At 67.5% G+C, this 26,309-nt stretch carries 23 protein-coding genes and 1 pseudogene; 13 read left to right on the forward strand and 11 right to left on the reverse strand.

Annotation, left to right across the window (positions count from 1 at the left end):
• Positions 1–2: 2 nt before the first annotated feature.
• Positions 3–1,361, reverse strand: a complete 1,359-nt coding sequence (locus tag GK109_RS06660; protein ID WP_197432423.1) for an ABC transporter substrate-binding protein — start codon at positions 1,359–1,361, stop codon at positions 3–5.
• Between the two features lie 202 nt (positions 1,362–1,563).
• On the opposite strand from GK109_RS06660, the gene GK109_RS06665 reads away from it, so the two are divergent.
• Positions 1,564–2,616, forward strand: coding sequence for a LacI family DNA-binding transcriptional regulator (locus GK109_RS06665; protein WP_157239213.1), 1,053 nt, complete (start codon positions 1,564–1,566; stop codon positions 2,614–2,616).
• A 13-nt stretch (positions 2,617–2,629) separates the two neighbouring features.
• Here the strand turns inward: GK109_RS06665 and GK109_RS06670 are convergent, their stop codons facing one another.
• The gene (locus GK109_RS06670; RefSeq protein WP_157239215.1) at positions 2,630–2,974 is read right to left on the reverse strand and encodes a hypothetical protein; all 345 of its coding nucleotides are present in this window, start codon (positions 2,972–2,974) and stop codon (positions 2,630–2,632) included.
• 165 nt (positions 2,975–3,139) lie between these two features.
• On the opposite strand from GK109_RS06670, the gene GK109_RS06675 reads away from it, so the two are divergent.
• Positions 3,140–3,760 (forward strand): hypothetical protein, encoded by a 621-nt coding sequence (locus tag GK109_RS06675; RefSeq protein WP_370460443.1) that lies wholly within the window; start codon positions 3,140–3,142, stop codon positions 3,758–3,760.
• Positions 3,761–3,838: 78 nt separating this feature from the next.
• The gene (locus GK109_RS06680) at positions 3,839–4,558 is read left to right on the forward strand and encodes a YcnI family protein (RefSeq protein WP_157239217.1); all 720 of its coding nucleotides are present in this window, start codon (positions 3,839–3,841) and stop codon (positions 4,556–4,558) included.
• Positions 4,559–4,665: 107 nt separating this feature from the next.
• Here the strand turns inward: GK109_RS06680 and GK109_RS22340 are convergent, their stop codons facing one another.
• On the reverse strand, positions 4,666–4,896 hold the full coding sequence (locus tag GK109_RS22340) for a hypothetical protein (RefSeq protein WP_370460799.1): 231 nt from the start codon (positions 4,894–4,896) through the stop codon (positions 4,666–4,668).
• Between the two features lie 55 nt (positions 4,897–4,951).
• On the opposite strand from GK109_RS22340, the pseudogene GK109_RS22345 reads away from it, so the two are divergent.
• Positions 4,952–5,302, forward strand: a pseudogene (locus tag GK109_RS22345) (DUF4232 domain-containing protein); the annotation flags it as partial.
• 130 nt (positions 5,303–5,432) lie between these two features.
• Here GK109_RS22345 and GK109_RS06690 read toward each other — a convergent pair.
• On the reverse strand, positions 5,433–5,906 hold the full coding sequence (locus tag GK109_RS06690) for a DUF4383 domain-containing protein (RefSeq protein WP_197432425.1): 474 nt from the start codon (positions 5,904–5,906) through the stop codon (positions 5,433–5,435).
• 160 nt (positions 5,907–6,066) lie between these two features.
• On the opposite strand from GK109_RS06690, the gene GK109_RS06695 reads away from it, so the two are divergent.
• The 3 genes from GK109_RS06695 (at position 6,067) to GK109_RS06705 (ending at position 13,630) form a co-directional block, all read left to right on the forward strand.
• Positions 6,067–7,590 carry an FAD-dependent oxidoreductase gene (locus GK109_RS06695; protein WP_157239221.1) on the forward strand — a complete coding sequence of 508 codons (1,524 nt, stop codon included), beginning with the start codon at positions 6,067–6,069 and terminating at the stop codon, positions 7,588–7,590.
• Between the two features lie 156 nt (positions 7,591–7,746).
• Positions 7,747–12,807 carry a DEAD/DEAH box helicase gene (locus GK109_RS06700; RefSeq protein ID WP_157242716.1) on the forward strand — a complete coding sequence of 1,687 codons (5,061 nt, stop codon included), beginning with the start codon at positions 7,747–7,749 and terminating at the stop codon, positions 12,805–12,807.
• On the forward strand, positions 12,800–13,630 hold the full coding sequence (locus GK109_RS06705) for a DNA-formamidopyrimidine glycosylase family protein (protein ID WP_321215305.1): 831 nt from the start codon (positions 12,800–12,802) through the stop codon (positions 13,628–13,630). Before GK109_RS06700 ends, GK109_RS06705 begins: the two co-directional genes overlap by 8 nt.
• Before the next feature lie 24 nt (positions 13,631–13,654).
• On the opposite strand, the gene GK109_RS06710 is transcribed toward GK109_RS06705, so the two are convergent.
• On the reverse strand, positions 13,655–14,302 hold the full coding sequence (locus GK109_RS06710) for a YitT family protein (RefSeq protein ID WP_157239223.1): 648 nt from the start codon (positions 14,300–14,302) through the stop codon (positions 13,655–13,657).
• A 61-nt stretch (positions 14,303–14,363) separates the two neighbouring features.
• On the opposite strand from GK109_RS06710, the gene GK109_RS06715 reads away from it, so the two are divergent.
• Complete coding sequence (locus GK109_RS06715; protein WP_157239225.1) at positions 14,364–15,848, forward strand: PLP-dependent aminotransferase family protein; 1,485 nt, start codon at positions 14,364–14,366, stop codon at positions 15,846–15,848.
• A gap of 40 nt (positions 15,849–15,888) precedes the next feature.
• Here GK109_RS06715 and GK109_RS06720 read toward each other — a convergent pair whose 3' ends face one another.
• A complete protein-coding gene (locus GK109_RS06720; protein ID WP_157239227.1) occupies positions 15,889–16,581 on the reverse strand; it encodes an SRPBCC domain-containing protein in 693 nt (230 codons plus the stop codon).
• Complete coding sequence (locus GK109_RS06725; RefSeq protein ID WP_157239229.1) at positions 16,574–17,203, reverse strand: helix-turn-helix domain-containing protein; 630 nt, start codon at positions 17,201–17,203, stop codon at positions 16,574–16,576. The genes GK109_RS06720 and GK109_RS06725 overlap by 8 nt, the downstream gene beginning before the upstream one ends.
• 104 nt (positions 17,204–17,307) lie before the next feature.
• On the opposite strand from GK109_RS06725, the gene GK109_RS06730 reads away from it, so the two are divergent.
• From GK109_RS06730 to GK109_RS06740, 3 genes are all read left to right on the forward strand, one after another.
• On the forward strand, positions 17,308–18,291 hold the full coding sequence (locus tag GK109_RS06730) for an RluA family pseudouridine synthase (RefSeq protein ID WP_157242718.1): 984 nt from the start codon (positions 17,308–17,310) through the stop codon (positions 18,289–18,291).
• A gap of 88 nt (positions 18,292–18,379) precedes the next feature.
• Complete coding sequence (locus GK109_RS06735) at positions 18,380–19,009, forward strand: hypothetical protein (RefSeq protein ID WP_157239231.1); 630 nt, start codon at positions 18,380–18,382, stop codon at positions 19,007–19,009.
• Entirely contained in the window at positions 18,990–19,607 is a 618-nt protein-coding gene (locus GK109_RS06740) for a DedA family protein (protein ID WP_157239233.1), read from the forward strand. Before GK109_RS06735 ends, GK109_RS06740 begins: the two co-directional genes overlap by 20 nt.
• Before the next feature lie 35 nt (positions 19,608–19,642).
• Here the strand turns inward: GK109_RS06740 and GK109_RS06745 are convergent, their stop codons facing one another.
• On the reverse strand, positions 19,643–19,948 hold the full coding sequence (locus tag GK109_RS06745) for a hypothetical protein (protein WP_157239235.1): 306 nt from the start codon (positions 19,946–19,948) through the stop codon (positions 19,643–19,645).
• A 141-nt stretch (positions 19,949–20,089) separates the two neighbouring features.
• Here GK109_RS06745 and GK109_RS06750 point away from each other — a divergent pair, with 141 nt between their 5' ends.
• The gene (locus GK109_RS06750; RefSeq protein ID WP_157239237.1) at positions 20,090–20,593 is read left to right on the forward strand and encodes a hypothetical protein; all 504 of its coding nucleotides are present in this window, start codon (positions 20,090–20,092) and stop codon (positions 20,591–20,593) included.
• A gap of 91 nt (positions 20,594–20,684) precedes the next feature.
• Here GK109_RS06750 and ppc read toward each other — a convergent pair whose 3' ends face one another.
• Complete coding sequence (gene ppc / locus GK109_RS06755) at positions 20,685–23,507, reverse strand: phosphoenolpyruvate carboxylase (RefSeq protein ID WP_157239239.1); 2,823 nt, start codon at positions 23,505–23,507, stop codon at positions 20,685–20,687.
• A gap of 112 nt (positions 23,508–23,619) precedes the next feature.
• A complete protein-coding gene (locus tag GK109_RS06760) occupies positions 23,620–24,165 on the reverse strand; it encodes a hypothetical protein (RefSeq protein WP_321215298.1) in 546 nt (181 codons plus the stop codon).
• Between the two features lie 95 nt (positions 24,166–24,260).
• Between GK109_RS06760 and GK109_RS06765 the strand changes: the two genes are divergently transcribed.
• Positions 24,261–25,112 carry a DUF1684 domain-containing protein gene (locus GK109_RS06765; RefSeq protein ID WP_157239241.1) on the forward strand — a complete coding sequence of 284 codons (852 nt, stop codon included), beginning with the start codon at positions 24,261–24,263 and terminating at the stop codon, positions 25,110–25,112.
• Here the strand turns inward: GK109_RS06765 and GK109_RS06770 are convergent.
• Positions 25,109–26,308 (reverse strand): acyl-CoA dehydrogenase family protein, encoded by a 1,200-nt coding sequence (locus GK109_RS06770; RefSeq protein ID WP_157239243.1) that lies wholly within the window; start codon positions 26,306–26,308, stop codon positions 25,109–25,111. The genes GK109_RS06765 and GK109_RS06770 overlap by 4 nt on opposite strands.
• Position 26,309 lies beyond the last annotated feature (1 nt).

Genomic DNA, 26,309 nt, shown 5'->3' on the forward strand with positions numbered 1-26,309 from the left:
ATTTATCCTTTGGAGGCCCGGTCCAGGGAGGCCTGGCCCTTGCTCTGGGAGTCCTTGATCCGTGCTTCAAGGGCAGAACTGTCCACCTTGCCGGCGGCAAGGTCAGGGACGGACTGGACCGTGACGTTCAGCAGGCCCAGCTGGATGTCGCCCCAGGCTCCGGTGAACGGCGTCGCCTTGGACTTCGCGGCTGCGTCGGTGATGGGCTTGAGCTTCGCATTTCCGCCCAGCTCCTCCAGGGCCTCGGCGTTGGCCGGCAGGTCGCCGAAGATCTTCTGGTAGTTCAGCTGTTCCTCTTTTGAGGTGATGAGTTTGATGTACGCGAAGGCCAGGTCCTTCTGCTTCGAGTAGTCCGCTACCACGAGGTTGTCGCCGGACAGGATGCTCGCTGCGTCCTCGTTCTTGGAGCTGGACTCGCCCGGAGGCGTTGTGGGCATCAGTGCGTACTCGTACTTGCCCGCAACGGCCGACTTCTCAAGGGTGGGAAGGGAGCTTGAGGTGGTCATCATCAGGTAACCGGCCTTGCCGCTGGCAAAGGCCGCGACTGCGTTGCTGTTGCTCCAACCCACGGAAGCCGGGTCAACGATCTTGTCCTCGGTCAGCCAGCCGAAGTAGGTTTCGTAGGCCTTCTTGACGGTGGGGTCGTCGAGCTTGAGTTTGTTGCCGTCCACGATCGGGTTGCCGGCCTGGACGGACATCGCCCAGATGAACTTCCAGGGGTCGTAATTGTCCTTGTAGCCGGTGGCCAGGCCGTAGGTGCCGTCCTTGGTCATCTTCTTCGCCTGCTCCGCAAGCTCATCCCACGAAGTGGCCGGCTTTTCGATTCCGGCGGCGGCCAGCAGTTCCTTGTTGTACGCCATCACGAAGGGGCGGCTGACGAACGGAATGCCGGCCTGGTGCTCCTCGTCCGGCCCGGAGATCCCCAGGGCAGCCTTGTTGAACCGTTCCTTGCCTCCCACCTTCTTCCAGTCGTCGTCGGACAGGGTGACAAATGCCTTGGTGGCGAAGGCAGTCGGCGTGAAGGTGGTGCCCAGTCCGTAGATGTCCGGGCCCTGCCCCGATACCACTGAGGTCTGGATGCGGGTCAGTTCATCGTTGGCCGAGGCAAAGGTCTCGAACTTCACGTCGGCGCCGGTTTCAGCCTTGAATTTTGCCGCGATGTCGCTCTGCCACTGCTTCTGCTGTTCCGGGTATTGGCTCAAGACACCGACGAGGACGTTGAGGGTCTTGCCCGTTCCGTCCACCTTTCCGTCCGCGCTGGTGGACGAATCAGTAGTGCCGGAGCCGCCGCCGCAGCCGGTCAATGCCAATGCCGCAGCCGTAACGATAGCCGCGAGCCCGGAAGACGATTTAAACCTCATTGTTTTCTCCTCTTGGACACCCACATGGCCACAACGTCAAGTGGCGCACATCACTGCAGGCGATTCGAAACCCAGTCTAGGGAGCGGCAACACATGCGGCAAGCGGTTGCCAAAAGTTGCCAAAAGATGTTTCCATTGAGGTACGGCCACTCCACCGCGGATGAAGGACCGGGCGCCTTCTCGGCACGAAAGGATTGGGCCAATGACTGCAACAACGCCGGGAGCTCGCACGGAGGGGGCACCGGAGGGCCGCGCGGGCGCGGAAAAACTCCCAACAATCCGGGACGTCGCCCAACTCGCGGGGGTGGCCACATCAACGGTTTCGCGGGCCCTCTCCAAGCCGGACCGGGTCAACCGCCACACCAGGGAACGCATCGAAGCAGCGGCCGCTCAGCTGAACTACGTGCCCAGCTCACAGGCACAGGGACTCAGTTCAGGGCGCACCAACGCCGTCGCCGTCCTGGTGCCGGACATTACCAACCCGTTCTACTTCGACATCATCCGGGGCACCCAGCACCAGCTCAAGGCTGCGGGGTATACGCAGTTGCTGGTAGATACCGAGGAGTCCAATGAAATGGAGCTTGAAGCGCTCCACAAAATGCGGCGGTCTGCTGACGGGTTCATCCTTGCAGCCTCCCGTTTGACTGATGCGCAACTGGCCGAGGTCTCCGAGACCCAGCCGCTGGTGACAATCAACCGGGCGTCCACCAGCGCTCCAACGGTTGTCATCGACACGCCCTCCGCGATCATCCAGGCCCTGGAGCACCTGGCGTCCCTGGGCCACCACCGCGTCTGCTACGTCAGCGGCCCGCCAACATCCTGGTCCAACCGGGCACGGTGGAAGGTCTTCGAGGAGGAATCATCCAAACGCGGCATGGAAACCCACCGCATTGGCCCCTACACGCCCAAAACAACCTCGGGCGCAGCCGCGGCAGACGCGGCCGTGCGCACCGGCGCCACGGCGTGCATCGTGTTCAATGACCTTCTTGCCATCGGAATGCTCCAACGGCTTCGCGAGCGCGGAATCCGCGTACCGGAGGACATCAGCATCGTCGGCTCGGATGACATCTTCGGCGCAGATTTCTGCAACCCCCCGCTGACCACCATTTCCAGCCCAATCGAGCAGGCCGGCCGGGTGGCTGTATCCATGCTGCTTTCCCAGCTGAATCCTGTTCCAGGCCGCTCGAGCCGGCAGCTTGCCGTGATGCCCACGCACCTTACGGTGCGGGCCTCCACGGGGCCTGCTCGGGCCTGATCCCGGCTGCCTGCTACAGCCGGTCCGTCTTGTCCTCGCCCTTGTGGCCCGCGCCGCGCAGGTTTTCCTGCACCTTGCCGAAAAGGTCCTTGATGGTGGACTCAGCGTTCGTGATGACGTCCACGGGCACATAAACGTCGTGGGTAAGCGGCAGGTCGTATTCATCCTTCAGGTGCGTGCCGTTTCCGACCCCCGTCAGGGACAGGTAGACCATCGCCTCCGTGCGGGCGATTCCCGCGAGCTTTCCAAAGACGATGGTGAACTCGTTGGGCTGGAAGCTGATCGTCTGGCCAATGTGGCTGCGGCCAAGTTCACCAGCGGGAACAACCTTTTCTGACTGGCTTCCGGTGTAGTCCATGAACTTCTCCTCAACATCGCCAACAGTTACGCAGGCAGTCTAACCCGGCCCTGAAGAGGCGGTACATGGCCGCCGCTCAGGGCTGCACCTCCCCTGCCGCCACAGGCGCGGGCAGGCCCCGGATACAATTTGTACGACTGACTTCAGGCCGGAAGGGGACCATCCGTGGATGCGCTTCGTACCCGCGTCCCCTTCCACTTCCTCCGGTCTTCAGCCATGGCGACCGCCATCCTGACCCTTGCCGCCGGAGCACACCTGGCGGGCGGCGGCGCGTTGCCGGCCCCCACCGTCATGCTGGCAGTGCTGGCATTGACTGCACTCGGCAGCACCACAGCCGCCCGCCTGCGGTTGGGTTTCCCCGCCGTCATGGCGCTCCTGGGTGCCGGGCAGCTGACGCTGCATGAGGTCTTTGGTGCCTTCAGCATCCCCGCAGCCGCCGCCGAATCCGGCGCCACGGCAGCTCACGGCAGCCACCTGGCCGGAACCGCTGCGCTGCCGCTGGACCACATCTCGGGGGCCGGGGCAGCGGCCGGCCCGCTGATGCTTGCGGCCCACATCCTGGCGACGCTGGGGTCCGCGCTCCTTCTCGCCAAGGGCGAGGACGCACTGTGGGCGCTTGCTGCCTGGCTTCGGCCCCTCGTGGCGCTCCCCCGGCCGGCAGCGTGCGACGGCGGCGCCGCGCCTTTGTTTCCTTTCGCACCTTTCGCCGTGCCGCTGCGTCCCTGGCGCAACCTTCGGCAGGACAGCCGGCGCGGCCCGCCTTCCGCCGTCGCGCTTTCCTCCTGACCCCGCCGGATCCTTCCGGCGCGGACCCCGAAAACCTACGCACCCCGGCCGTTCCGGCGTGCGCCAGAAAGGCAACCCATGAACACCCCATTCCTTCGCCGTGCCCTGAAAACTTCCGCCGCAACCGGAGGTGCTGCCATGCTCCTGCTGGCGGCCGCGGGCGGTGCCGCCGCACATGTCGGCGTAACGCCGGACAAGACCTCGGCCAACTCCTACGCCCTGCTCACCTTCGCGGTCCCCCACGGCTGCGACGGATCGGGTACCACCAAGGTGGCCATCACGCTCCCTGCGGAGCTGAACGATGCCCAGCCCACCGTCAACCCCAACTGGACGGCGGAGAAGGTGACCGAGCAGCTCGCCGAGCCCAGGAAGCTCGCCGACGGCTCCTCAATCACCAAGCGGACCAGCCAGGTGGTCTACACAGCCAAAGCACCCCTGGAACACCAGCTTCGGGACACTCTGGTCCTTTCCGTAAAACTCCCCGATGCGGCGGGAACAACGCTGTATTTCCCCACCCTCCAGACCTGCGAGGCGGGGCAGACCGACTGGTCCGAGATCCCGAAGGACGGCCAGGACCCGCACTCCCTGAAGGCTCCCGCGCCGTCGGTCACCATCACCGGGGCAGCCGGCGCCGGCGGCCCCGGAACAGAACATGCCGCAGCAGTCGCCGACGGCGGCGCAGCGGCACGTGCAGATGGCGGTGCCGACGCGCGCAGCTGGGCGGGCCTGGCGGCGGGGGTCGGCGGGCTGGTGCTGGGCGGCGCGGCGTTCGTCCGGAGCGCTGCACGGCGCAAGTAGTCCGCCTTGATGCCCGGATCATCACGATCCGGGCATCAAAATGCCGTGCGGCCTCGTGGCGTCGTTGACGCGGGCTCCTGCTGCGGCGAAGGTGGTGCCATGAGGTCTCAGCGAATTTTCCAGGGGTTGGTCATTTCCACGGCTGCCGCGTCGGCGGCATTGATGCTTAGTGCCTGCAGTCCGGGCCAGTCGCAGGCACAGACGACTCCGCCGGCAGGCACCAGCTCAGCCAGCCCGGACGCAACGTCCGCTGCTCCCACGACGTCGGCACCGCCGTCGTCGTCCGGCACGCCCACCGGCTCAGAGACCGCGGCGCCGGGTACACCTGCCCGCTGCAAGGCGGCAGGGCTTACGGCTGCTACCGATGCGTCGGGGGGCGGGGCCGCCGGCAGTGTCTACATGAAGCTCAACCTCACCAACACCGGCGCAGAACCGTGCATCCTCCAGGGCTTTGCCGGCGTCTCCCTGGCAGCGGATGGCGCCGGTGCCCCCATCGGCGCGCCCGCCACCCGCGATGAAACCACCGCACCGGCCGACGTCCTCCTGGCACCCGGCCAGACCGGCTCCGCCGTGCTGCGCTACACCCAGGCCGGAAACTACCCGGACTGCGCCATGGTGGACGCCGCCGGCTACCGGATCTACCCGCCCGAGGACACCGACTCCCTGTTCCTGGCCCAGCCCACGCGCGCCTGCAGCAATGCCGGAATCACGCTGCTGACCATCGGGCCGTTCCAGCCGGCCTGACCTTCCCCCCGGAAACAGTCCAAGGAAAGCTGCAGGCGGTCCGGCGAGTGCCGGGCCGCCTGCAGCTGTCTGTGCTGTGTTGCTGACGTGCGTGGTTACTGACGTGCGTGGTTGCTGACGTGCGTGGTGCTTACCTGGTGGCAGTGGTGGGGCGTCCCGCGCGGGCGGTACCCCGTGACAGGGCGACTCCCAGGCCAACCATTGCCACGCCAAGGACGAAGTGCAGCCAGTCGTCCGCGGTGTTCACCGGGACAAAGTTCGCAGCGGTGTCCTTGCCGATCAGCAGGCCGTAGATCCAGAGGACCAGGTAGATGGCACCGCCGCCCACCAGGTAATTCCTGGACTGCACGGCGCTGCGGGCCATCGCGATGCCGGCCGCGCCGAAGAGCACGTGGACGATGTTGTGCAGCACCGACACCTGGAAAATCCCCAGCAGCAGCGCTTCCGAACCATGTCCGGCGAAACCCAGGGCCTGGTAGTTGGTGGTGACGCCTGGAATGAACCCCAGGAGGCCCACTAAGAAGAAGACTGCACCCACCGCAAGGGCTGTCTTTTGAATGTTGGTCCGGTCCACCGCGCGACCGTCGGAACTCATGCTGGTCATGATCTCTCCTGTTTGCCGTTATGTTCACACCGTGGCTGCCGCCTGACCATAGACTTAAACCCCGACATCATAAGTATACTTAGTAAACAGATTGGGATTCATAACAGACCCATCACAAATGGCCCACCAGGACCTGGAGCAAAAGGCAGGCTGAGCAGGCATGACGTCGATTTGGTTGGATCGGGCGGACACTTTCACAACGGACCCGTTCGAACCCGGAAGCAGCTATGACACCGTGGTGGCAGGCGCCGGACTCACCGGCCTCGTCACGGCACTCCTCCTGGCCCGTTCGGGGCAGAAAGTGCTCGTCCTGGAGGCCAGGTACCCCGGCGCAGTCACCACAGGAAACACCACCGCCAAAGTGTCCCTGCTCCAGGGGACCTTCCTGTCACAGCTCGCCCGCCAGTACTCGCAGAAGCAGGTGCAGGCATATGTGGACGGCAACCGCGAAGGCCAGGCCTGGCTCCTGCGCTACCTCGACGAGAACGGAGTGCCGTACCAGCGGAGGGACGCCTATACCTACGCCGCGTCCCCCCAGGGCACGGAAAAGCTCCGCGAAGAGGTCAGTGCCGGCACCACCGCCGGGCTGGACATGGAATACGTGCGCGACGCCGGACTGCCGTTTGCCGTTCACGGCGCCGTGCGCCTGGCGGACCAGGCACAGATCAACCCGATGGAGGTGCTGGACGTCCTGGTGTCCGACCTCCGCAGCCGGGGCGGATCGGTCGTGGGCGGCGTGCGGCTCCGGGACGTCACGGGCGCCGGACCCGCCACGGTCCACACAGCCCAGGGCAACGTCACCGCCAACCAGGTGGTGCTGGCCACCGGCATCCCGGTGCTGGACCGCGGCCTGTACTTCGCCAAGCTCACACCCAGCCGCTCCTACGCGGCGGCGCTGCAGCTGCAGGAGGACCAGGCGCCTCCACCGGGAATGTACCTCTCAGTGGAACAACCCACCCATTCGCTGCGGGACTATGAGGCGGACGGCCGGCGGCTGCTGCTGGTGGGCGGGCACGGACACCATGTGGGCAGGGCCAGGTCCGAGAAACACCACCTGGGCAGCCTCCTCGACTGGGCCGTGCGGCATTACCCCGGCGCGGTTGCCACCCATACCTGGTCCGCGCAGGATTACCTGCCAACCAACCTCATGCCCTTCTTCGGCAAGTTCCCCCGCGGCAAAGGCCATATCTACTTCGGTACCGGCTACAACAAGTGGGGCATGACCAACGCGGTGGCCGCCGCCGTCGGAATTTCCGCTGACATCCTGGGCGGGAACGTGCCATGGGCGAACACCATCCACCACCGCGTTACCGCACCCTCCGGCGCCCTGTCCGCCGTCGCCCTAAATGCGGGAGTAGCAGCCAAGCTGGCCTCCGGCTGGGGACAGGTGGCTGCCCAGGGCCTGCGGAGGGACAAAAGCCAGCCTGCTGAGCCCGCGCCGGTGGTTCCGGCCGAAGGCGAGGGCAAGGTTTACCGCGAGGGACCCAAACCAGTGGCCGTGTCCACCGTTGCCGGCACCACGTGCAGGCTGTCCGCCGTCTGCACCCACCTCGGCGGGATCCTGCACTGGAATGACAGCGAGCTGACGTGGGACTGCCCACTGCACGGCTCCCGTTTCAGCAGCGACGGAAAGCTCCTGGAAGGGCCCGCCACCAAGGACCTTCCGGCCGCAGGAAAGGCTTGAGCCAGGCATCGGGGAGGCCTGCGGCAAGGCCGGAGCACGGCCGGCATCAGTGTCGGTGGCTTGGGGCATGATGGAGGCATGATCCAGGAACAGGGCCCCCAAACTGGAAACACCAATGGCGGGACTGCCGGCGGGAATGCCGGCGGCGCCGCCGCCATGGCACAGTTCAGCCGGCCCACCAGGGACTGGTTCCTCGGCGCCTTCTCAGGGCCGACGCCCGCACAGGAGGGCGCGTGGCGGGCGATTTCCTCAGGTTCGCACGCCCTGGTGGTGGCTCCTACCGGTTCGGGTAAGACCCTTGCCGCTTTCCTCTGGGCGCTGGACCGGCTGCTCATCGCCTCCACCGAAGAAACGGAGGCTGCCGAGCGCCATGCCGCCGCATCCGGCGCTGCCGCTGCCACGGGCGAAAAGGCCCCCGCCAAAGGCAAGCGGATACGGGCCCCCAAGCGCAAGACCCGAGTCCTCTACATCTCGCCGCTGAAAGCCCTTGGCGTGGACGTCGAACGGAACCTCCGCTCGCCGCTGATCGGCATCACCCAGACCGCCAAGCGGCTCGGCCTGCCGGCACCGCTGACCACCGTGGGCGTGCGCTCGGGGGATACTACTGCCGCGGACCGCCGGACGCTGCTGACCAGCCCGCCGGACATCCTCATCACCACCCCGGAATCGCTGTTCCTGATGCTGACCTCCAGGGCACGGGAAACGCTGGCCGAAGTGGACACCGTCATCATCGATGAAGTCCACGCGGTGGCCGGGACTAAACGCGGCGCCCACCTGGCCGTCTCACTCGAACGGCTGGATGCCTTGCTGCCCAAGCCGGCGCAGCGCATCGGCCTGTCCGCCACGGTGGAACCCAAGGAGCTCGTGGCGCAGTTCCTCGCAGGGTCGGCACCGGTGGAAATCGTGGCCCCGCCCGCCAAGAAGAACTGGGACCTCACAGTCTCCGTTCCCGTGGAGGACATGTCCGACCTCCAGGGCGCTGCCGGCGCCTTTGACTCGGGCCCGGCCTCCGGACTGCAGCCGCAGGCATCCATCTGGCCGCATGTGGAAGAAAAGATCGTGGACCTGGTACTCGCCAACCAGTCCACGATCGTCTTTGCCAACTCCCGCCGGCTGTCCGAGCGGCTCACGGCACGGCTCAACGAGATTTACGCTGAGCGGCAGCTGGTGGCCGTGGGCGGCGGCTGGGATGATCCGGGCTCCCAACCGGCGTCAGGGATTCCCGCCTCCACGGCCACGCCCGCGCACATGATGGCGCAGGCGGGAAGCTCGGCGGGCGCGGATCCGGTGCTGGCGCGCGCGCACCACGGCTCGGTTTCCAAGGACCAGCGTGCGCTCATTGAGGACGACCTGAAGTCCGGGCGGCTGCGGTGCGTGGTGGCCACCTCGTCCCTGGAACTGGGCATCGACATGGGTGCCGTGGACCTGGTGGTGCAGGTGGAATCGCCGCCGTCCGTTGCCAGCGGCCTGCAGCGGGTGGGCCGCGCCGGCCACCAGGTGGGCGAAGTCTCCCAGGGTGTCCTCTTCCCAAAGCACCGTGCCGACCTCGTCCACACAGCCATCACCGTGGAGCGGATGCTGGCAGGCAAGATCGAGCGCCTCAGCATCCCCGCCAATCCCCTGGACATCCTGGCCCAGCAGACCGTCGCTGCCGCCGCCCTCGGCAGCATCGACGTTGAGGAATGGTTCGCCACCGTGCGGCGCTCCGCCCCTTTCGCGTCCCTCCCCCGCTCCGCCTTCGAAGCCACCCTTGACCTGCTGGCCGGCCGCTACCCGTCGGACGAGTTCGCCGAGCTTCGTCCCAGGATCATCTGGGACCGCAACGAAGGCACCATCGAGGGCAGGCCGGGGGCTCAGCGCCTGGCCGTGACCTCCGGCGGAACCATCCCGGACCGTGGCCTCTTCGGCGTGTACATCATCGGCACCGAAGTGGAAGGTGCCGCATCCCCTTCCGCTGACGGCAAGCCGGCGCCCGCGCCAAAGGGAGGACGGCGCGTCGGCGAGCTGGACGAGGAAATGGTGTACGAGTCCCGGGTGGGGGACGTCTTTGCCCTGGGCGCGACGAGCTGGAAAATCGAGGACATCACGCACGACCGAGTGCTTGTCTCCCCGGCCTTTGGCCAGCCGGGCAAGCTTCCCTTCTGGAAGGGCGATTCCCTGGGCCGGCCCGTGGACCTGGGGCGCGCCCTCGGCGCGTTCGTCCGCGAACTGTCAGCCTCCGACGTCGGCCCTGCCACCGAGCGCTGCGAGGCAAGCGGCCTGGATGCCTTCGCGGCAAACAACCTGATCCAGTACCTCAAAGAGCAGAAACTGGCCACCGAGGTTGTACCGAACGACACCACGCTGGTGGTGGAGCGGTTCCATGACGAGCTGGGCGACTGGCGGGTGATCCTGCACAGCCCCTTCGGCATGCCCGTGCACGCGCCCTGGGCCCTCGCCGTCGGGCAGCGGCTCCACCAGCGCTATGGAATGGACGGCTCCGCCATGGCCGCCGACGACGGGATCGTGCTTCGGGTGCCCATGATGGAGGATGAGCCGCCGGGAGCGGAGCTGTTCCTGTTCGACCCCGAGGAGCTGGAACAGATCGTCACCGCAGAGGTGGGCGGCAGCGCGCTCTTCGCGTCGCGGTTCCGGGAGTGTGCCGCCCGTGCCCTGCTGCTGCCGCGGCAGACTCCCGGCAAGCGGCAGCCACTGTGGCAGCAGCGGCAGCGCTCCGCGCAGCTGCTCGATGTTGCACGGAAGTACCCGACCTTCCCCATCGTGCTGGAAACCGTCCGTGAATGCCTGCAGGACGTTTATGACCTTCCCGCTTTGAAGGACATCGCGGCGTCGGTGGAGCGGCGCGAGCTGAGGATTGTCCAGACCACCACCTCCCAGCCGTCGCCGTTCGCCAAGTCCCTCCTGTTCGGGTACGTGGCACAGTTCCTCTACGAGGGCGACTCCCCGCTGGCTGAGCGCCGGGCTGCCGCACTCGCCCTGGACTCCACGCTCCTCAACGAGCTGCTGGGGCGGGTGGAACTTCGCGAACTGCTGGATCCCAAGGTCATCGAGGCCACCGAGCGCGAGCTCCAGCGGCTGGCCCAGGACCGGCGGGTGCGGGGAATGGAGGGCGTCGCCGACCTGCTGCGGCTCCTTGGCCCCCTAGCACCGGAGGAAGTAGCCGCCCGGCTGGAACCTGCCGCGGCGGTTGAGCCTGCACCGGTGGTTGAGCCTGCCGAAACCGAGCCCACCAACACCGGGCCCACCGACACCGGGCCCACCAACACAGAGCCCATCCACACCGGGCACGCCCAACCCGCAGAAGCCGCCGCCCACCTCACCGCCCTGCAGCGGGCCAACCGCGCCATCAAGGTAAACATCGGCGGCGTGGAACGCTTTGCCGCCGTTGAAGACGCCGCGCGGCTCCGCGACGCCATTGGCGTTCCGCTGCCCATGGGCGTCCCGCTCGCCTTCATCGAGCCCGTGGCGGACCCCCTCGGCGACCTTGTTTCGCGCTACGCCCGCACGCATGGACCCTTCACCGCCGCCGAGGCCGCAGCGCGGCTGGGCCTGGGTGTGGCAGTCGTCAGCACGGCCCTGAAGCGCCTGGCCGCGGACGGGCGCGTGGTGGAGGGCGAGTTCCGGCCGCATGCCGCACAGCCGCAAGCCACCCGGGAGGGCAGGGTCGGCGGCGAAGCCGCTCCCGCCGATGGTGTGGAACCTGGTGTGGTGGAACCGGGCCCCCAGCCGGCAGGAGACGGCCCCTCGCCGCACGTGCCCCTCCATGCTGCCGTCAGCGAATGGTGCGACGCCGAGGTCCTGCGGAAGCTCCGCCGTCGTTCGCTGGCGGCCCTCCGCGCGGAAGTGGAACCAGTGGACGCGGCAGCCTACGGGCGCTTCCTCCCCGCCTGGCAGCATGTCCGCACGCCAGGCGGCGGCCGCGGCCAGCCCTCGCTGCGGGGCCTGGACGGCATCATCACGGCCGTTGACCAGCTCTCCGGAATTCCTGTTCCGGCATCCGCGTGGGAGCCGCTCATCCTCGCCAGCAGGGTGTCCAACTACCAGCCGGCCATGCTGGACGAGCTCATGGCCGCCGGGGAAATCCTTTGGTCCGGCGCAGGCGCCCTGCCCGGGAATGACGGCTGGATCAGCCTTCACCTCGCCGACTCCGCGGAACTGACCCTGAGCCCCGCAGTCGAGTACGAACCCGGTGATGCCCAGCAGCGGCTGCTGGACCACCTGCGGAACAACGGCGGCGGCTACTTCTTCCGGCAACTGACGGACGTCGCCGGCGGCATGGACTCCGTGCTCAGCGACCAGGAAGTGGTCGCGACGCTCTGGGACCTGGCCTGGGCAGGCCGGATCACCGGGGACACCTTCGCCCCGGTCCGCGCCCTGATTGCCGGTGGACATACAGCGCATCGGCAGGTGGCACGGGCACCGCGGGCCAGGGCTCCGCGGCTCAGCAGGCTGGGCCGTTCCCACGGAAGCGGGCTCGTGGGCTCGCCGGGACTGGCGGGCGGGCGTTATGGCGCCTTGGCCGGGGCGGCCGCAACTCCCCCGATGGCTGCCGGCCGCTGGTCCGCCCTTCCGCAGCCGGAGCTGGACGCCACCATCCACGCCCGCGCCACTGCCGAACTCCTGCTGGACCGCTACGGGGTGGTCACCAGGGGATCCGTGATGGCGGAACAGATCCTGGGCGGCTTCGGCCTGATGTACAAAGTCCTGGCCAGGCTGGAGGAGGCAGGGCGCTGCCGCCGCGGCTACTTCATTGAGCACCTGGGCGCGGCCCAATTCGCCGTTCCTGCCACTGTTGACCGGCTGCGCTCGTACTCAGAGGACAGCCAGCTCGCCAAGCCCGAGCCGGTTGCCCTTGCCCTGGCCGCCACGGACCCGGCCAACCCGTACGGTGCAGCCCTCCCCTGGCCCGCCCTCCAGGACGACGCCGGCACCGGGCACCGTCCGGGGCGGAAAGCCGGCGCCCTGGTGGTGCTGGTGGATGGGGCGCTGGTCCTGTACGTGGAGAGGGGCGGGAAGACCCTGCTGGCTTTCAGCGGCGATGATGCCGTGCTGGCGGCGGCAGGCGCAGCCCTGGTGGGCGTGGTGACCCGCGGGGCCGTGGACAAACTCATCATGGAGAAGGTCAACGGCCACGGCATCCTGGACACCCCGGTGGCTGCAGCCCTCAGCTCCGCCGGCGCCTACTCCACCCCGAAGGGGCTGAGGATCCGTGCCTGAGGGCGACTCCGTCTGGCGTGCAGCCAACCAGCTGCACCAGGCACTGGCAGGGCAGACACTGCTTGGCTCCGATTTCCGCGTTCCGCGCTTCGCCACGCTGAACCTTGCCGGCTGGACCGTGGCCGAGGTAGTCGCGCGCGGCAAGCACCTGCTGATGCGCGTGGTGGGACCGGACGACAAGAGGCTCACCATCCATTCCCACCTGAAGATGGAAGGGACCTGGCAGGTCTACCCGCCCGGGGGGAAGTGGCGGAAACCAGGCTACACGGCCCGTTGCGTGCTGCGGACCGCGGCTGCGGACGCCGTCGGATTCTCGCTGGGCATCGTGGAAGTGGTGGCCACCGCAAGCGAGGATTCCATCGTGGGATTCCTGGGCCCGGACCTGCTGGGCCCGGACTGGGACCCGGACGAAGCAGAACGGCGGATCCGCTCCGCCCCGGACGTCCCCGTGGGCGTGGCCCTCCTGGACCAGCGGAACCTTGCCGGGATCGGCAACATCTACCGGTGCGAGGCGTGCTTCCTCTCCGGGGTGCACCCCGCCTCGCCGGTGTCCTCGGTGGCGGACCTGCGGACCCTCATGACCGACGCCAAGCAGCTCCTGGAAGTCAACCTGGGCCCCGGCCGCCGGGTCACCATCCTCAACGCCAGGGGCCTGCCGGTGGGCAGGATGGCGGGGCGGCCCGGCTACTGGGTGTACCGCAGGGAACACCAGGCCTGCCTCAAGTGCGGAACACCCATCCGGCGCGGGGTGCTGGGCAAGCTGAACGGCGACGAGGAACGGGACATCTACTTCTGCCCCACATGCCAGCCCCTGTTGGCCTAGGATTCCCCGCCCCCGCCTGCCGCCTCAGTTGGTGCTGGCAAGCGGCTCCGGGGCTGCGCTTCGGGAGTCGCCGCCGCTTCCAGCGTCGGCGTGTGCAGCGGGCACCATGAAGACCGGCAGCAGGAGCTGGACCAGGGGGCCGATGGCAAGGGCGTACACAACAGTCCCCACTCCCACGGAGCCACCAAGGAACCAGCCGACGGCGAGGACAACAACTTCGATCAGCGTGCGGGACACCCGGACAGACCAGCCAGTACGCCTCGCCAGCCCGGTCATCAGTCCGTCCCGTGCGCCGGGACCGAAACGGGCGCCGATGTAGCAGGCCGAAGCGATGCCGTTCAGCAGCACCGCGCCGGCAAGCAGGCCCACCTGTCCGCCCAGGTGGGAGAACGCGGGAATCAGGGCGAGACCGATGTCCGCGAACAAGCCAACCAGGACGGCGTTGCAGAGGGTTCCGAACCCCGGCCACTGCCGCAACGGAATCCACAGCAGCAGCACCAGGAAACTGACGATGATGACCACCACACCGATGCTGAGCCCGGTCCTGCCGGCGACACCCTGGTGAAAGACATCCCACGGGTCCAGGCCCAGCCCGGCGCGGATGAACATAGCGAGGGAGATGCCGTACATGGCAACGCCCGTAAAGAGCTGAAGAAGTCTGCGGGTCAACATACACACGACCCTGTCAGAAAACTGGCCTTGATTTACATAGCCAGTCTGAAATACTGGCCTGATGTCCTCCCTCACCGCCGCCGGCCTTGCCCGTCTCTTGGGCGAGTGGAACGTTGGTGCCGCAGCCGCTTACCGCGAGCTGGCCGACGTCGTACGCCTGCTGGTGCTCGACGGGCGGGTGGCCCTGGACACGGCCCTGCCCAGCGAGCGGGCGCTGTCCGACGTCCTGGGCGTCAGCCGGACCACGGCGACTGCCGCCTACGGCCTGCTCCGTGACCAAGGTTTCCTTACCGGCGGCCAAGGCAGCAGGAGCCGGACACGGATCCCGCCGGCGACCCCGGCAGGCACCACGGTGTTCACAGGCCCGGCGCGCAAGGACCCGGCGCTCACCGCCCCCGGACTGGCTGCCCCGGAAGGACTGATCGACCTCGCCTATGCCTCGCTTCCCGCCAGCGGAGAGGTGGTGCACCGCGCGTTCGCGGCCGCCCTCACCGAGCTCCCGGCCCTGCTCCCCGGCTTCGGCTACGACGCCATCGGCCTGCTCCCCCTGCGGGAGGCAGTGGCGGCGCGCTACACCGCGGCCGGAGCGCCCACCAGCGCGGACCAGATCCTTGTGACCTCGGGCGCGCAGCATGCCCTCAACATCGTCCTTCGCGCCCTTGCAGGCCGGCAGGAACGGGTGCTGGTGGAGCACCCCAGCTACCCGAACGCCCTCGATGCCATCCGGGCGGCCGGGTGCCGCCCCGTTCCGGTGGCATTCTCCGGGGGCCGGCCGGGGTGGGACATGGACAGCATGCAGGCGGCACTGCAGCAGCAGCGGCCCAAGCTGGCGTACGTGGTTCCGGACTTCCACAATCCAACGGGTCAACTGATGCCGGACCTCCAGCGCCGCCGGCTGGTCCGCGCGGCCGCGGCCGCCGGCACCGTCCTGGTGGTGGATGAGACCCTCCGGGAGCTGAACCTTGACGGCGCCGGGTCCACTCCCGTCGCGGCTTTCAGCCCGGCAGTGGTAACCATCGGCTCGCTCAGCAAGTCCCATTGGGGCGGCCTCCGCACGGGCTGGATCCGGGCTACTCCGGACCTGGTCCAGCGGTTTGCAGCAGCGCGGACCTCGCTGGATCTCGGCGGACCCCTGATGGAGCAACTGGCCGCCGCCCACCTGGTCAGGGCCTTGGACGAGCCCCTGCCGGCCCGGCTTGCCGCGCTCCGGGACAGCCGGGCCGCGCTCCTGGAACTCCTCGCCGGCCACTTGCCCGAATGGGAGGTGGCGTACCCTGCCGGCGGCCTCTCGGCGTGGTGCAGGCTGCCGGCCCCCATCAGCACTGCGCTGACAGTCATAGCCCCCGACTTTGGAATCCGGCTGGCGGCAGGGCCGCGCTTCGGGGTTGGCGGCGCCTTCGAACGCTACCTCCGGGTGCCCTTTACCCTGCCGCCGGAGAAGCTGGAGACCGCAGTCCTGGCCCTGCGTTCAGCGCAGGACCGGCTGGATGCCGCCCCGCAGCTCCGGCGCACCCTCAGGAACGCCCCGGCCGTGGCCATTGCCTGACCCTCGGCTGTCGCCAGTGGTGCGCGTCCCGGCGGCAGCCCTACGCGTACACCTTCGCCAGGAAGTTGCCCCATGCCCTGGCGGTGGCTTCGGAATCCCCTGCACCGCTGAAATCATGGACGGTCATCCCGACGGGTGCGCCCCACGCGTTGCGGCCGAAGAAGCGGTACATGGCCTCGGATGTCCGCAGGCCAAGGAAGTGCTCATTGGAGAAGTCCACTTCCCCTGAAAGCCTCCCCACGCCGTCGAGCTCCACGTCCAGGCGGGAACCCTGCTCCGCGGACGCCACGCCCAGCGCGCCGCGCAGCCGGGCAAAGCCGTCTGGTGACTGGGACGCCGCCGGCGCCTGGATGTCCGTGAATACCACGGGCCGGCCGTCGAAGTACTGCAGGTACTGGCCCAGGGTGTGGAGGTAGAACTCGGTGTGGCGGGAGGCGCCGTCGTACTGTTCGTCCCAGTTGTCCGCAAAGATCCCGCTGTGGACGTAGTGGAGGCGGGCGCCACCGCCGTCAAGCGGTTCCAGGACGTGCTCCAGCTGGTTGAACCAGCCGTCCGGCCCCTCCATCCTGGACACGAGGTGCGTCGGGTACTCCTTGACGGTCTTGACGTCCGGCCACTGGTCCGTGGGGAACATCCACGCGGGCGTTCCAGTGGTCACAGCCTCCCACACGCGCTCCGGCGTGCCCGGAAGCTCGGTGTCGCAGACGATTTCGAAGTTGCGGTTGTCAGTCATTGTCCTGCTCCTTGCCTGAGGGGGTTTCCGTTGTTTCCTTGAGCGGCTTGAGGACGGGATGAAGGGCCACCACGAGGCGGTGCCGCCGCCCGCGGGGAGCGTCGCCGTCGTGGTATTTGTCCACCAGCCGGGTGACTGCCACGCCGAGCTCCTCGGCGAAAGCCGCGCGGTCGGCCGCGGTGCGGAAGGTGACTTCGCCGTCCACCGCGAACGTGGCCAGCTCCTGGCGGGCCGCGGCCGCGCCGGCAATCAGCTTGCCCAGCTCCTGCACCATCCGGCCTGCAAGCGCCAGCAGCCAGAACGCCGAGAAATGGCTGGAAAAGCGGCCCGGATCCGGTGAGATCGAGGCCAGCGCCTGGGGCGAGATCAGGTAGGACGAGGCCGTGGCCTGGACGACGCGCTCGGTCACGTTGCCCTTGCGCCGCTCCTCCACCAGCTCCACCAGCCCGTGCTTCTCCAGGGCCTTCAGATGGTAGTTGACCTTCTGCCTCGGCAGCGCCAGCCTGACCGCGAGCCGGGTGGCCGATGCCGGCTGGACCAGCTCCCGAAGGATCCGGGTACGGATCGGGTCGAGTGACGCCTCGGCCGCCGCCGGGTCCTCAATAACCGCTATCTCCAACATGCTTCCAGTATCGCTACCGACAATTTTTATTGTCAAGAACTTTTTTGTCGTCGGTTTTAGTTCGCCGAACGGGCAGGAACGCGCGCCGGTAGAATGGACCGGTGATGCAATCCCCCCTCCCCGTCCGCGACGGCGTGAACGCCACCCGCCTGCGCCTGCCGGAAGAGGGCCCGTGGGACACCGCAATGGACTACATGATGCACCGCTGGGGGCATATCGATCCGCAGGGCATCGAGGACAGGTTCGACGCCGGCGAGATCGTTGGCGAGGGCGGGGTGCCGCTGGACCGGGCTACTCCCCTCCAGGACCACACCTTCATCTGGTACTACCGCAGCCTGCCGCCGGAGACGCGGATCCCGGTGGACATCAGCATCCTCCACCAGGACGAGCACCTGCTGGTAGTGGACAAGCCGCATTTCCTGCCCACCACCCCGGGCGGCACCTACATCCAGGAGTCCGCGCTGGTGCGCCTGCGCAACCAGCTGGAACTGCCGGACCTGATTCCCATGCACCGGCTTGACCGCATGACCGCCGGGGTACTGCTGTTCTCCACCAATCCGCAGACCCGCGGCAAGTATCAGGTGCTCTTCGAGAAGCGCCAGGTGCAAAAGGAGTACGAGTGCGTGGCCGCCGCCCACCCTGCCCCCGGCCATGCCGCCGTCGAATTTCCCGTGGTGGTGCGCAACCGGATGACCAAGTCCCGCAGCTACCTGCTCGCCGAAGTGGTGGACGGTGAACCCAACGCGGAAACCCGGATCGAGCGGCTGGAAACGTTCGACGCCGGCGCTTCCCCGGGTGCCTCCGGCGCCACGGCCGCGGCATCAGCCGGTCCCCGGCGCCTCGCGCGGTACCGGCTGGAGCCGCATACCGGAAAGACCCACCAGCTGCGGGTGCACATGGCTTCACTCGGCCTGGGCATCATTAACGACGCGTTCTATCCGGAGCTGCTGGACAAGGCACCGGACGATTACAGCCGGCCGCTCCAGCTGCTGGCCCGCGGCATCCGGTTTGTTGACCCCATCGCGGGAGTGCCCGTGGAGTACCGCAGCCGGCTTGAACTCAGCACTGCCGGCCCCGCCCGCAGCTGACCGGCCGCGCCTGGCCGCTGCGTCCTCTGGATGGCGGGTGCCGACGGGACTATCCTGAGGGATACCTGGGCCAAGGCAAGGAAGCACAATGGACGCGCTCATCGAAATACCCGGCGATCGGACAGCCGCCCGTTTTGCATACGCAGCAGCCGGGCTGGGCGCGGTGGGAGTGGCCACCCTGGGCGCCATGTTTGCCGTGGAAGTCCCCCGCAACGGACCCTATGTCTTCGGCACCATCAATGACGCAACGGGCGCCGTATTCAACCTGGCGGCCATCCCCGTGATCCTCCAGGTCCACCGCCGGCTGCCCCGGACGGGCGCCTCCGAGGCCGGCAAGTGGGTGGTCATTGCTTCCTGCGCGGCCGGATCCGCAAGCTCGTTCCTGCTGGTTTCCAGGCAGCTCGATTTCAAGAGCTCCACCGCCATTTCGGTCGCGGCGATGACCGTCCAGGCGGGCTGGTTCCTGCTGGCACACCGGGAGCTCCTGGCCTCCGGCGGGTACCCGCGGAAGCTCGCCAGACTGGGGCAGGCCATTGGAGGTTCGCTGCTGGTGGCGCTGCCCGTGGCCGGCCTCACCGCCGTGGAGCAGCTTCCCCGCTGGATCCGCTACGGGGTTGGCGGTGCCGGCGTCGCGGCGGGAGCAGCCGCCTGGATCGCCTGGCCGTACTGGTACTTCCTGGCCGGCCGGCAGTTGGGCCATGGACTTCGGCAGCGCTGAGAGCTGGGGGACGGCGATCTACTTTTGGATCATCCCCGTGGTTCTCGGTGATGCCATCTTCCCGCCCGTTCCCTCCGAAATGGTGGTGATCACCGCCGGCGCCCTGTCCGCGGACGGACGCGCCAACGTCTTCCTGGTGGTAATACTCTCGGCGGTGGCCTCCTGGATCGGCGACATGGTGGTTTTCCAGCTCTTCCGGCGGCGGCTGAGCCACGTGCTGGACCGGTGGAAGTGGGGCCGGCGGGTCCACCAGGGCATCCACGAAGCCATCGCCAAAGCCGGCCGTTCGTCCACCTACGGGACCATCATCGGTGCCAGGTTTATCCCGGGCGGCCGGCTGGCCACCTCGGCCGCTGCCGGCATAGCCAACGTCTCCGCGCCGGGATTCAGCCTGTGCGCGGGCATCGGGGCAGTGCTGTGGGCATGCTGGCTGGTGGGCCTGGGCTACTTCACGGGCTCGGCAACCAAGCTGCCGTTTTGGGCCAGCTCGCTGATTGGAGTGGCGCTCGGCCTGGTGGTGGGCGCCGCCGTCGGCGTGATCGTGACCCGGCGGCGCGGCAGCCGGTCACCAGTGGAGGAACCGGGCCCTCTGGGCTGAGCGCTGGACGACACCGGGCCCAGTGGCAGCGGGTCCTACACGGGAGCCCAGCGGCCGCGGTTGCGGCGCAGCACCGTGAGCGAACCGGTGAGGGCAACGCGTTCGACGGCGTCCCGCATCATGGCTGCCGATTCCCGCGCCCGCTGGTTCTCACCGCTGTACTCGGTGGCCTCCACGAGGAACCGCAGGTTCAGCTGCGGCACCCCGCCGGCAATCTGCAGCTGGTTCGACTCCACATGGTGGCGGGTTCCCAGCGCTTCCACCGCAGCGTCCATCACGGCTTCAGGCGGGTTACCCGGCCGAAGTCCGGTGATCTTCAGGCGGGTCTGGAAGGAGGGCATGCCTTCAACCCTAATCAATAGCCTGCGAAAAGCCCGTCCGGCAGTGGATCCAAATCACCCATGGCGGTCTCCGGTACGGCGGGGCTACACTAGCCCCGCGGTCTCATCTTCAGTATCAACAACGAGAAAAGAAGACGGAACATGAGACGGAATATCCTTCGCGCTTTTGCCACCACATTTGCGGTCCTCCTGGCCTCGGTTTTGGGCATCAGTGCCGCTTCAGCAGGCTCGGGCCAGAGCGACCTGGCGGCGGTTCGCCAGGCCACGGTCCAGTACCGCAACGTTGACGCAGCCGTAATGGCCGGGTACGAGGCAGTGGGTGAATGTGTTCCAGGCATGGGCTTCCACTACGTCAACTTCAGCCAGTTCGGCCAGATGGACCCGCTGACCCCGGACGCACTGACGTACGCAGCCAACAGCGCGGGCCAACTCAGGCTGGTGGCCGCAGAATGGTTCAAGGTGGACGAGGACCAGGACCTGGGAACCGACAGCGACCGGCCCTCCATGTTTGGCAAGGACTTTGACGGCCCCATGCTGGGCCACGCCCCTGGCATGCCGATCCACTACGACCTCCACGCCTACCTCTGGCAGGGTAACCCGGACGGTGTGCTGGCAACCTACAACCCGAAGGTCCGCTGCCTGTAGGGGCAGCAGCGGCCACTTACGGATGCGCTATCACTTTTAGTTGCTTCCCGGCACGGGAGCAACTAAGAGTGATGGCGCAACGCCAGAACGCCTAGCCCGTGTTCCGGAGCCCGGCTGCCACGCCGTTGACGGTGATCAGCATGGCGCGCTGGAGGCGTTCGTCAATCTCGGCGCCGCTGATGCCATCAGCGGCTTCAGCCGCTTCAGCCCGGACGCGGCGCAGGAGCTCCACCTGCAGGTAGCTGATGGGATCCAGGTATTGGTCCCGGATTTCGAGTGAACGCTTGAGCGTGGGCTGGGCATCCAGGAGCAGGTTCTCGCCGGTCAGCTTCTGCACCTCGGATACTGTCAGCTCATACTCCTCCCGGATGGACCGGAAGATGTGATGCAGTTCCTCGGGGACGAGGGTGGAGACGTAGTAGCCGGCGATGTCCAGGTCCGTCTTGGCGAGGGTCATCTCCACGTTGGAGAGCACGGACCGGAAGAAATGCCAGTTCTCCCACATTTCCACGAGCTGCGCCGCGTTGCCGGCCTCGCGGGCCGCCTTGAGGCCGGAGCCCACGCCGAACCAGCCGGGGACGATCTGGCGGGACTGCGTCCAGCCGAACACCCAAGGGATGGCACGCAGGCCGCCGAGGCCCGCTCCGGAATCCGGCCGCTTGGACGGGCGGGAGCCGATGTTCAGCGAGCCCAGTTGCTCCACCGGGGTGGAGGCCATGAAGTAGGCCGGAAGGTCGGGGTTGTCGATCAGGTTCCGGTAGCGGTCGAAAGCGGCGTCGGAGATGGTCTCCATGACGTGCCCGTAGCGTTCCCGCTGGTCGGCGGAGGTGCGCGGGTCCTTGTGCAGGGCCGAGCCCTGCAGCACGGCGGCCAGGGACAGCTCAAGGTTTTCGCGGGCGAGCTCGGGCAGGGAGTATTTGTCCGAGATGACCTCGCCCTGCTCCGTGAACTTGATCTCGCCTTCCAGGACACCGTTGGGCTGCGCCAGGATGGCATCGTACGTGGGTCCGCCGCCGCGGCCCACAGACCCGCCGCGGCCATGGAACAGGCGCACGCGCACGCCGTGCTTGGCGGCGACGTCCCGCAGCTTCCGCTGGGTCTTGTGGATTTCCCACTGGCTGGTCATCACGCCGGATTCCTTGTTGGAGTCCGAGTAGCCAAGCATGACTTCCTGGACGTCCCCGCGCAGGCGCACCAGTTCGCGGTAGGAGGGATCGGACAGCAGCTGGTCAACGATCTCCGCGGAGGCCCGCAGCTCCTCAACGGTCTCCAGCAGGGGCGCGAACCCGAGCCTGGCGTAGGGCTTCTCGCCAAAGAGGTTCACCAGGCCGGCCTCACGGGCCAGGACGGCCGCGGCAAGGACGTCGTCGGCGCCGCGGGTCATGGAGATGATGTAGGTCTCGATGACGTCCGGGCCGTACATGCGCAGGGCGCGGCGGATCTCACGGAAGACGTCGTACGTGCCGTCAGCGGCGCCGTCGAGCTTGATCGGGTGCCCGGACAGCGGCCGGCGCGAGGCGAGCTCGGAACCGAGCACCTCAAAGCGTTCCTCGCGGCTGAGTTCCGCATAGCGCAGGCCGGGGCCGCCCAGGCGGTCCATCAGCTGGCCAACGGCGTCATGGTGGTGGTCGGCGTGCTCGCGGATGTCCAGGGTTGCCAGGTGGAGTCCGAACGAGGCGATGGCGCGGCGCACCCGGGCCAGTGCGCCGTCGGCAGCCAACGACGCCGAGTGGTTGCGGAGGGAGAGCTCCACCAGTTCCAGGTCCGCCAGGAGCTCGCCGGTGCCGCTGTAGTCGCGGCCGTGTTCGTGGTGCGAGCCCGCCGCCACCCGCTTGCCGGTGTTGATCAGCTTGGCCTTGATGCAGGTCAGCTTCAGCCGGTAGGGCTCCTGGGCGTTGAGCTCCAGCACCCGCTTATCCAGGCCGGGCAGTTTCTGCAGGTCGGCCTCGATGGATTCCAGCAACTCCGGGTCCGCCCCCGCGAGCGCGGTGGAGTTGGAAAGGATGGAGATCAGTTCGTCGATCATGCCGATGCTGATGCGGACCGCATGCTGGTTCTGGATCTGCAGGATCTCCCGGGTGACCGCGGCGGTGACGTTGGGGTTGCCGTCCCGGTCGCCGCCGATCCATGAGCCGAAGCGGATGGGGGCGTCCTGGGATGCAAGGGTTACGCCGTGCTCGCCCAGCAGGTCGGAGAATTCGCTCAGCATCTCCGGCATTGCGTCGGTGAGGATGCTGCCCAGGTAATAGATGGCGTTGCGGGCCTCGTCCACCGGCGTGGGCCGAACCTGGCGGAGTTCGTCCGTCTGCCACATCTGGTCGATGATTTCGGCCAGCTGGCGGTCCTGGCGCCGGCGTGCAGTGGTGCCCTCTGCGGTGGGCCGGGCCAGCACGTCGGAGAGCTTGCGGATCTTGTCCAGCACGGACCGGCGCGAGGCTTCGGTGGGGTGGGCGGTGAAGATGGGGCGGACGTCCAGCCCGTTGACCACTTCCTGCAGCACCGCCGGTCCGGCCTGGTCAGCGATGTCGGCAACCGTCTTGGCCAGCCAGCCGTCCTTTTCAGCGCGCGTGCGCAGCCCCCGCACCCGGTGGACCTGTTCGGCGGCGTTGGCGAGGTGGAAGTAGAAAGCGAAGGCCCGGACCAGGTCGGTGGCCTGCCCGATGGGCAGGGAGCCCAGGAGCTCGCGGACCTGGGCCACGACGTCGTGCGCGCTCCAGGGACCGGTGGCGTCCGCACCGCCGCGGGCCGCTTCCTTGGACTCCTTGGTGAGGAGGCGCACCTGCTCCACCAGGTCAAGGAGCTCAGGTCCGTGCTGGCGGACCAGCGATTCTCCCAGCAGGGTGGAGACGCGACGGACGTCTGCCCTCAGTTCGGAGGCAAGATCGGTTTCGGGATTCGTTGCAGTGTGAGCCATGGAAACTATCTTTCGAGGGTTCGGACTTGGCTCGTACACTGCGCTGGATACTGTGAGCCACGTAACTAGCTAAAGATGCTACCCGCACTTCGGCGGCATAGGGGAATCCGTCTCAGATAATGTCGTGCGCTTGGTAACCTACGTGCCGCTTGACGAGTTCGAGCTCCTTCCGGAGTTGCTCAACTTCAGACTTATAGCCTGTGAATTCTGCCTTGAGCCGCTTGGCGGCCCTGGCGGTGACTACCATGGCCACCAGCGCCAGGGGCACCGAAAGCGCGAGCGCCCAGCCCGCGGCAACAAAGAAATCCAGCGCCACCGGCAACGCGGACCGGAAGTCCACGAACTCGTTGATGCCGTCGGTAACGCCGCCCAGCATCCCTTCCAGCGGTTCCAGGAACTGCCCCACCATCGGTGCGTCAGTGAGCGGAGGCGGGCTCAGTTTTGACTGCTGGTCACCGCCCCAGCGGCCGTCGCCCAGGTGGTTCAGGACGTAGATCCCCGCACCGGCACTGGCTGCCATGAACACCACCAGGGCTGCCAGACCCGCCAGGTCGGGCCGCCGCGGCCGCCACAGGAGGATTGCCACGCCGACTGTTACTGCCGTGATCCAGGTCAGGGCCTTGAGCCATTCGGTGCTTACTCCAGCAAGTATGTCCACGCCACCTATTCAACAGGGCGGACCGTATCAAAGTGGAATGAACGCCGGCGCGGTGCGGTTGTAGGGTATGGCAATCCGACCGTGTGAAAGGAACCATGGGCACCCTCCCCGCAGCCAAGGTGGAGCGCTGGCAGCGCTTCCGCGACAACCGCAACAAAGCCCTCGCCGCCCGCCACGGCTGGCTGACCCTCACCTCGTTCCAGTGGCTTGAGGACTCCCCCGCCGCCGTCGAACTTGCTCCCGGGCTCTGGTCGACGGACGGAACGACGGCGGAACTCACCGCGGTGCCCGCCGACGGCCTGTCCCTGGTGGAGTCAGGGGAACCGGTGTCCGGGACGATTTCCGCGGCCCTCGCCGATGAGGAGTCGCTGATGTGGGTGCAGTTCGGCGGACCAGGCGGGGACCAGGTGGTGGTGGAACTGGCCATGCGGGCGGGGCACTATGCCATCCGCACCCGCGATTCGGCCTCCCCCGTGCTCACCGGATTCGCTGGCGTGCCAACGTTCGACTACAACCCGGAGTGGGAGGTGGCGGGCAGGTTCGAACCCTATCCCCGGCCCGTGGACGTGCCGATCGCCACGGCCAACCCCCTGGTGGACGGCATCCACCGCACAGTGGGTGAAGTGGTGTTCCGCGTCCCCGGCAGCGCCCACGAGTGCCGGCTGCAGGCGGAGGAGGAAAAACTCGGGGCACTGACCGTCACTTTCCATGACGAAACCAACGGCGCCGCCCCGCCGGGACAAACAGCTGACTGGCGCAAGCTGTCCTTGCCTCGGCCCCGAACGGATTCATCCGGAAATGCGACCGTGGTGCTGGATTTCAACCGCGCCATCAACTATCCCAGCGCCTTCACCCCGTACGGCACGTGCCCCATGCCGGTGCGGAACAATTCGCTGGACGTGCGCGTGGAGGCCGGCGAGAAGCTTCCGTACACCCGCGAGGATTAGGCGATGGCCGAAACCCCGGTGATGGCGCGGCCCGCAATCAGGGTGTTGACCTCGAAGGACCCCTCGTAGGTGTAAATGGCCTCGGCGTCGGAGAAGATCTTGGCCATGCGGTAATCGGTCACAATGCCGTTGCCGCCCAGGATGGACCTGCCCATTGCCACAGTTTCCCTCATCCGCGCGCTCAGGTATGACTTCGCGAGCGCCACCTGCGGCATGTCCGCGGCGCCGTCATCCTGCAGCCGCGCGAGGGCGGCCATCATGCCCATGCTCGCCACGGCGTTGCCCAGCATCGTCACGAGCTGCTGCTGGATCAGCTGGAACTGGGCCAGCGGGCGGCCGAACTGCCTGCGTTCCAGGGCGTACTGCCGGGCGACGTCGAAGGCGGCCAGCTGCTGGCCCACGGCCTGCCAGGCGACCATGATCCGCGAGCCCCGCAGCAGCTCCTTGGTGTCCTCGAAGCTGCTGACGGACGCGAACCGGTCCGCCTCGGCCACGCGGACGTCCGCCAGGAGGATGTCCGCGTTCTGCACCGTCCGCAGGGCAATCTTGTTCTCGATCCGGGTGCGCGTGACGCCCGGCAACGTGGCGTCCACTATGAACCCCCGGACCGACCCGTCCGCCTCATCCAGCGACCACACCAGCATGTAGTCGCAGAACGTCCCGTTGCCGATCCACCGCTTGGCGCCGTTCAGCACCCAGGCATCACCGTCGTCGTCCGCCTCGCCTGTCGCAGAGGAGATGCGCCTGGCCCGCGTCTCCATGCCGCCCGCCACGTCCGAGCCGTGGTTGGGCTCAGTCAGGGCGAAGGCACCCGTGATGCGCAATTCCGAGGCGTCCGCCAGCAGCCGCTGCTTCTGGTCCGCGGACCCGAAGTCGTACAGGGCCTGGACAAACAGATCGTGGTGGACCAGGAAGAAAGTGGCAATCGAGGTGTCCACGCGCGTCATCTCGGCGATGACCAGGCCGGCGAACAGGTTGCTGTAGCCGCGCTGGGCGGGCGTGCTGAGTTCAAGGGCAGCCAGTTTGGGCAGGATGTGCGCGGGGAACTCGGCCTTGTTCCACCAGTCCCCTGCGTACGGCGCAATCTCGGCGGCCAGGAAATCCCGCAGTTCGGCGAGCTTGTCCCGTTCCTTTTGGCCCAGGAGGGATTCAAAGGCGAAGAAGTCCGCTGAGGGCAGCTCGGGCTGTGTTTCCATG

The sequence above is a fragment of the Pseudarthrobacter sp. GA104 genome, assembly GCF_009741265.1.
In the GTDB taxonomy this organism is placed as follows: Bacteria; Actinomycetota; Actinomycetes; order Actinomycetales; family Micrococcaceae; genus Arthrobacter.

Coding starts and splice junctions, on each gene's coding strand:
- GK109_RS06695 (WP_157239221.1), top strand. CDS start 6,067: ATGACGTCGATTTGGTTGGATCGGGCGGACACTTTCACAACGGACCCG.
- GK109_RS06660 (WP_197432423.1), bottom strand. CDS start 1,361: ATGAGGTTTAAATCGTCTTCCGGGCTCGCGGCTATCGTTACGGCTGCG.
- GK109_RS06700 (WP_157242716.1), top strand. CDS start 7,747: ATGGCACAGTTCAGCCGGCCCACCAGGGACTGGTTCCTCGGCGCCTTC.
- GK109_RS06730 (WP_157242718.1), top strand. CDS start 17,308: ATGCAATCCCCCCTCCCCGTCCGCGACGGCGTGAACGCCACCCGCCTG.
- GK109_RS06665 (WP_157239213.1), top strand. CDS start 1,564: ATGACTGCAACAACGCCGGGAGCTCGCACGGAGGGGGCACCGGAGGGC.
- GK109_RS06715 (WP_157239225.1), top strand. CDS start 14,364: ATGTCCTCCCTCACCGCCGCCGGCCTTGCCCGTCTCTTGGGCGAGTGG.
- GK109_RS06690 (WP_197432425.1), bottom strand. CDS start 5,906: ATGACCAGCATGAGTTCCGACGGTCGCGCGGTGGACCGGACCAACATT.
- GK109_RS06670 (WP_157239215.1), bottom strand. CDS start 2,974: ATGGACTACACCGGAAGCCAGTCAGAAAAGGTTGTTCCCGCTGGTGAA.
- GK109_RS06740 (WP_157239233.1), top strand. CDS start 18,990: ATGGACTTCGGCAGCGCTGAGAGCTGGGGGACGGCGATCTACTTTTGG.
- GK109_RS06750 (WP_157239237.1), top strand. CDS start 20,090: ATGAGACGGAATATCCTTCGCGCTTTTGCCACCACATTTGCGGTCCTC.
- GK109_RS06710 (WP_157239223.1), bottom strand. CDS start 14,302: ATGTTGACCCGCAGACTTCTTCAGCTCTTTACGGGCGTTGCCATGTAC.
- ppc (WP_157239239.1), bottom strand. CDS start 23,507: ATGGCTCACACTGCAACGAATCCCGAAACCGATCTTGCCTCCGAACTG.
- GK109_RS06725 (WP_157239229.1), bottom strand. CDS start 17,203: ATGTTGGAGATAGCGGTTATTGAGGACCCGGCGGCGGCCGAGGCGTCA.
- GK109_RS06770 (WP_157239243.1), bottom strand. CDS start 26,308: ATGGAAACACAGCCCGAGCTGCCCTCAGCGGACTTCTTCGCCTTTGAA.
- GK109_RS06745 (WP_157239235.1), bottom strand. CDS start 19,948: ATGCCCTCCTTCCAGACCCGCCTGAAGATCACCGGACTTCGGCCGGGT.
- GK109_RS06765 (WP_157239241.1), top strand. CDS start 24,261: ATGGGCACCCTCCCCGCAGCCAAGGTGGAGCGCTGGCAGCGCTTCCGC.
- GK109_RS06680 (WP_157239217.1), top strand. CDS start 3,839: ATGAACACCCCATTCCTTCGCCGTGCCCTGAAAACTTCCGCCGCAACC.
- GK109_RS06720 (WP_157239227.1), bottom strand. CDS start 16,581: ATGACTGACAACCGCAACTTCGAAATCGTCTGCGACACCGAGCTTCCG.
- GK109_RS06735 (WP_157239231.1), top strand. CDS start 18,380: ATGGACGCGCTCATCGAAATACCCGGCGATCGGACAGCCGCCCGTTTT.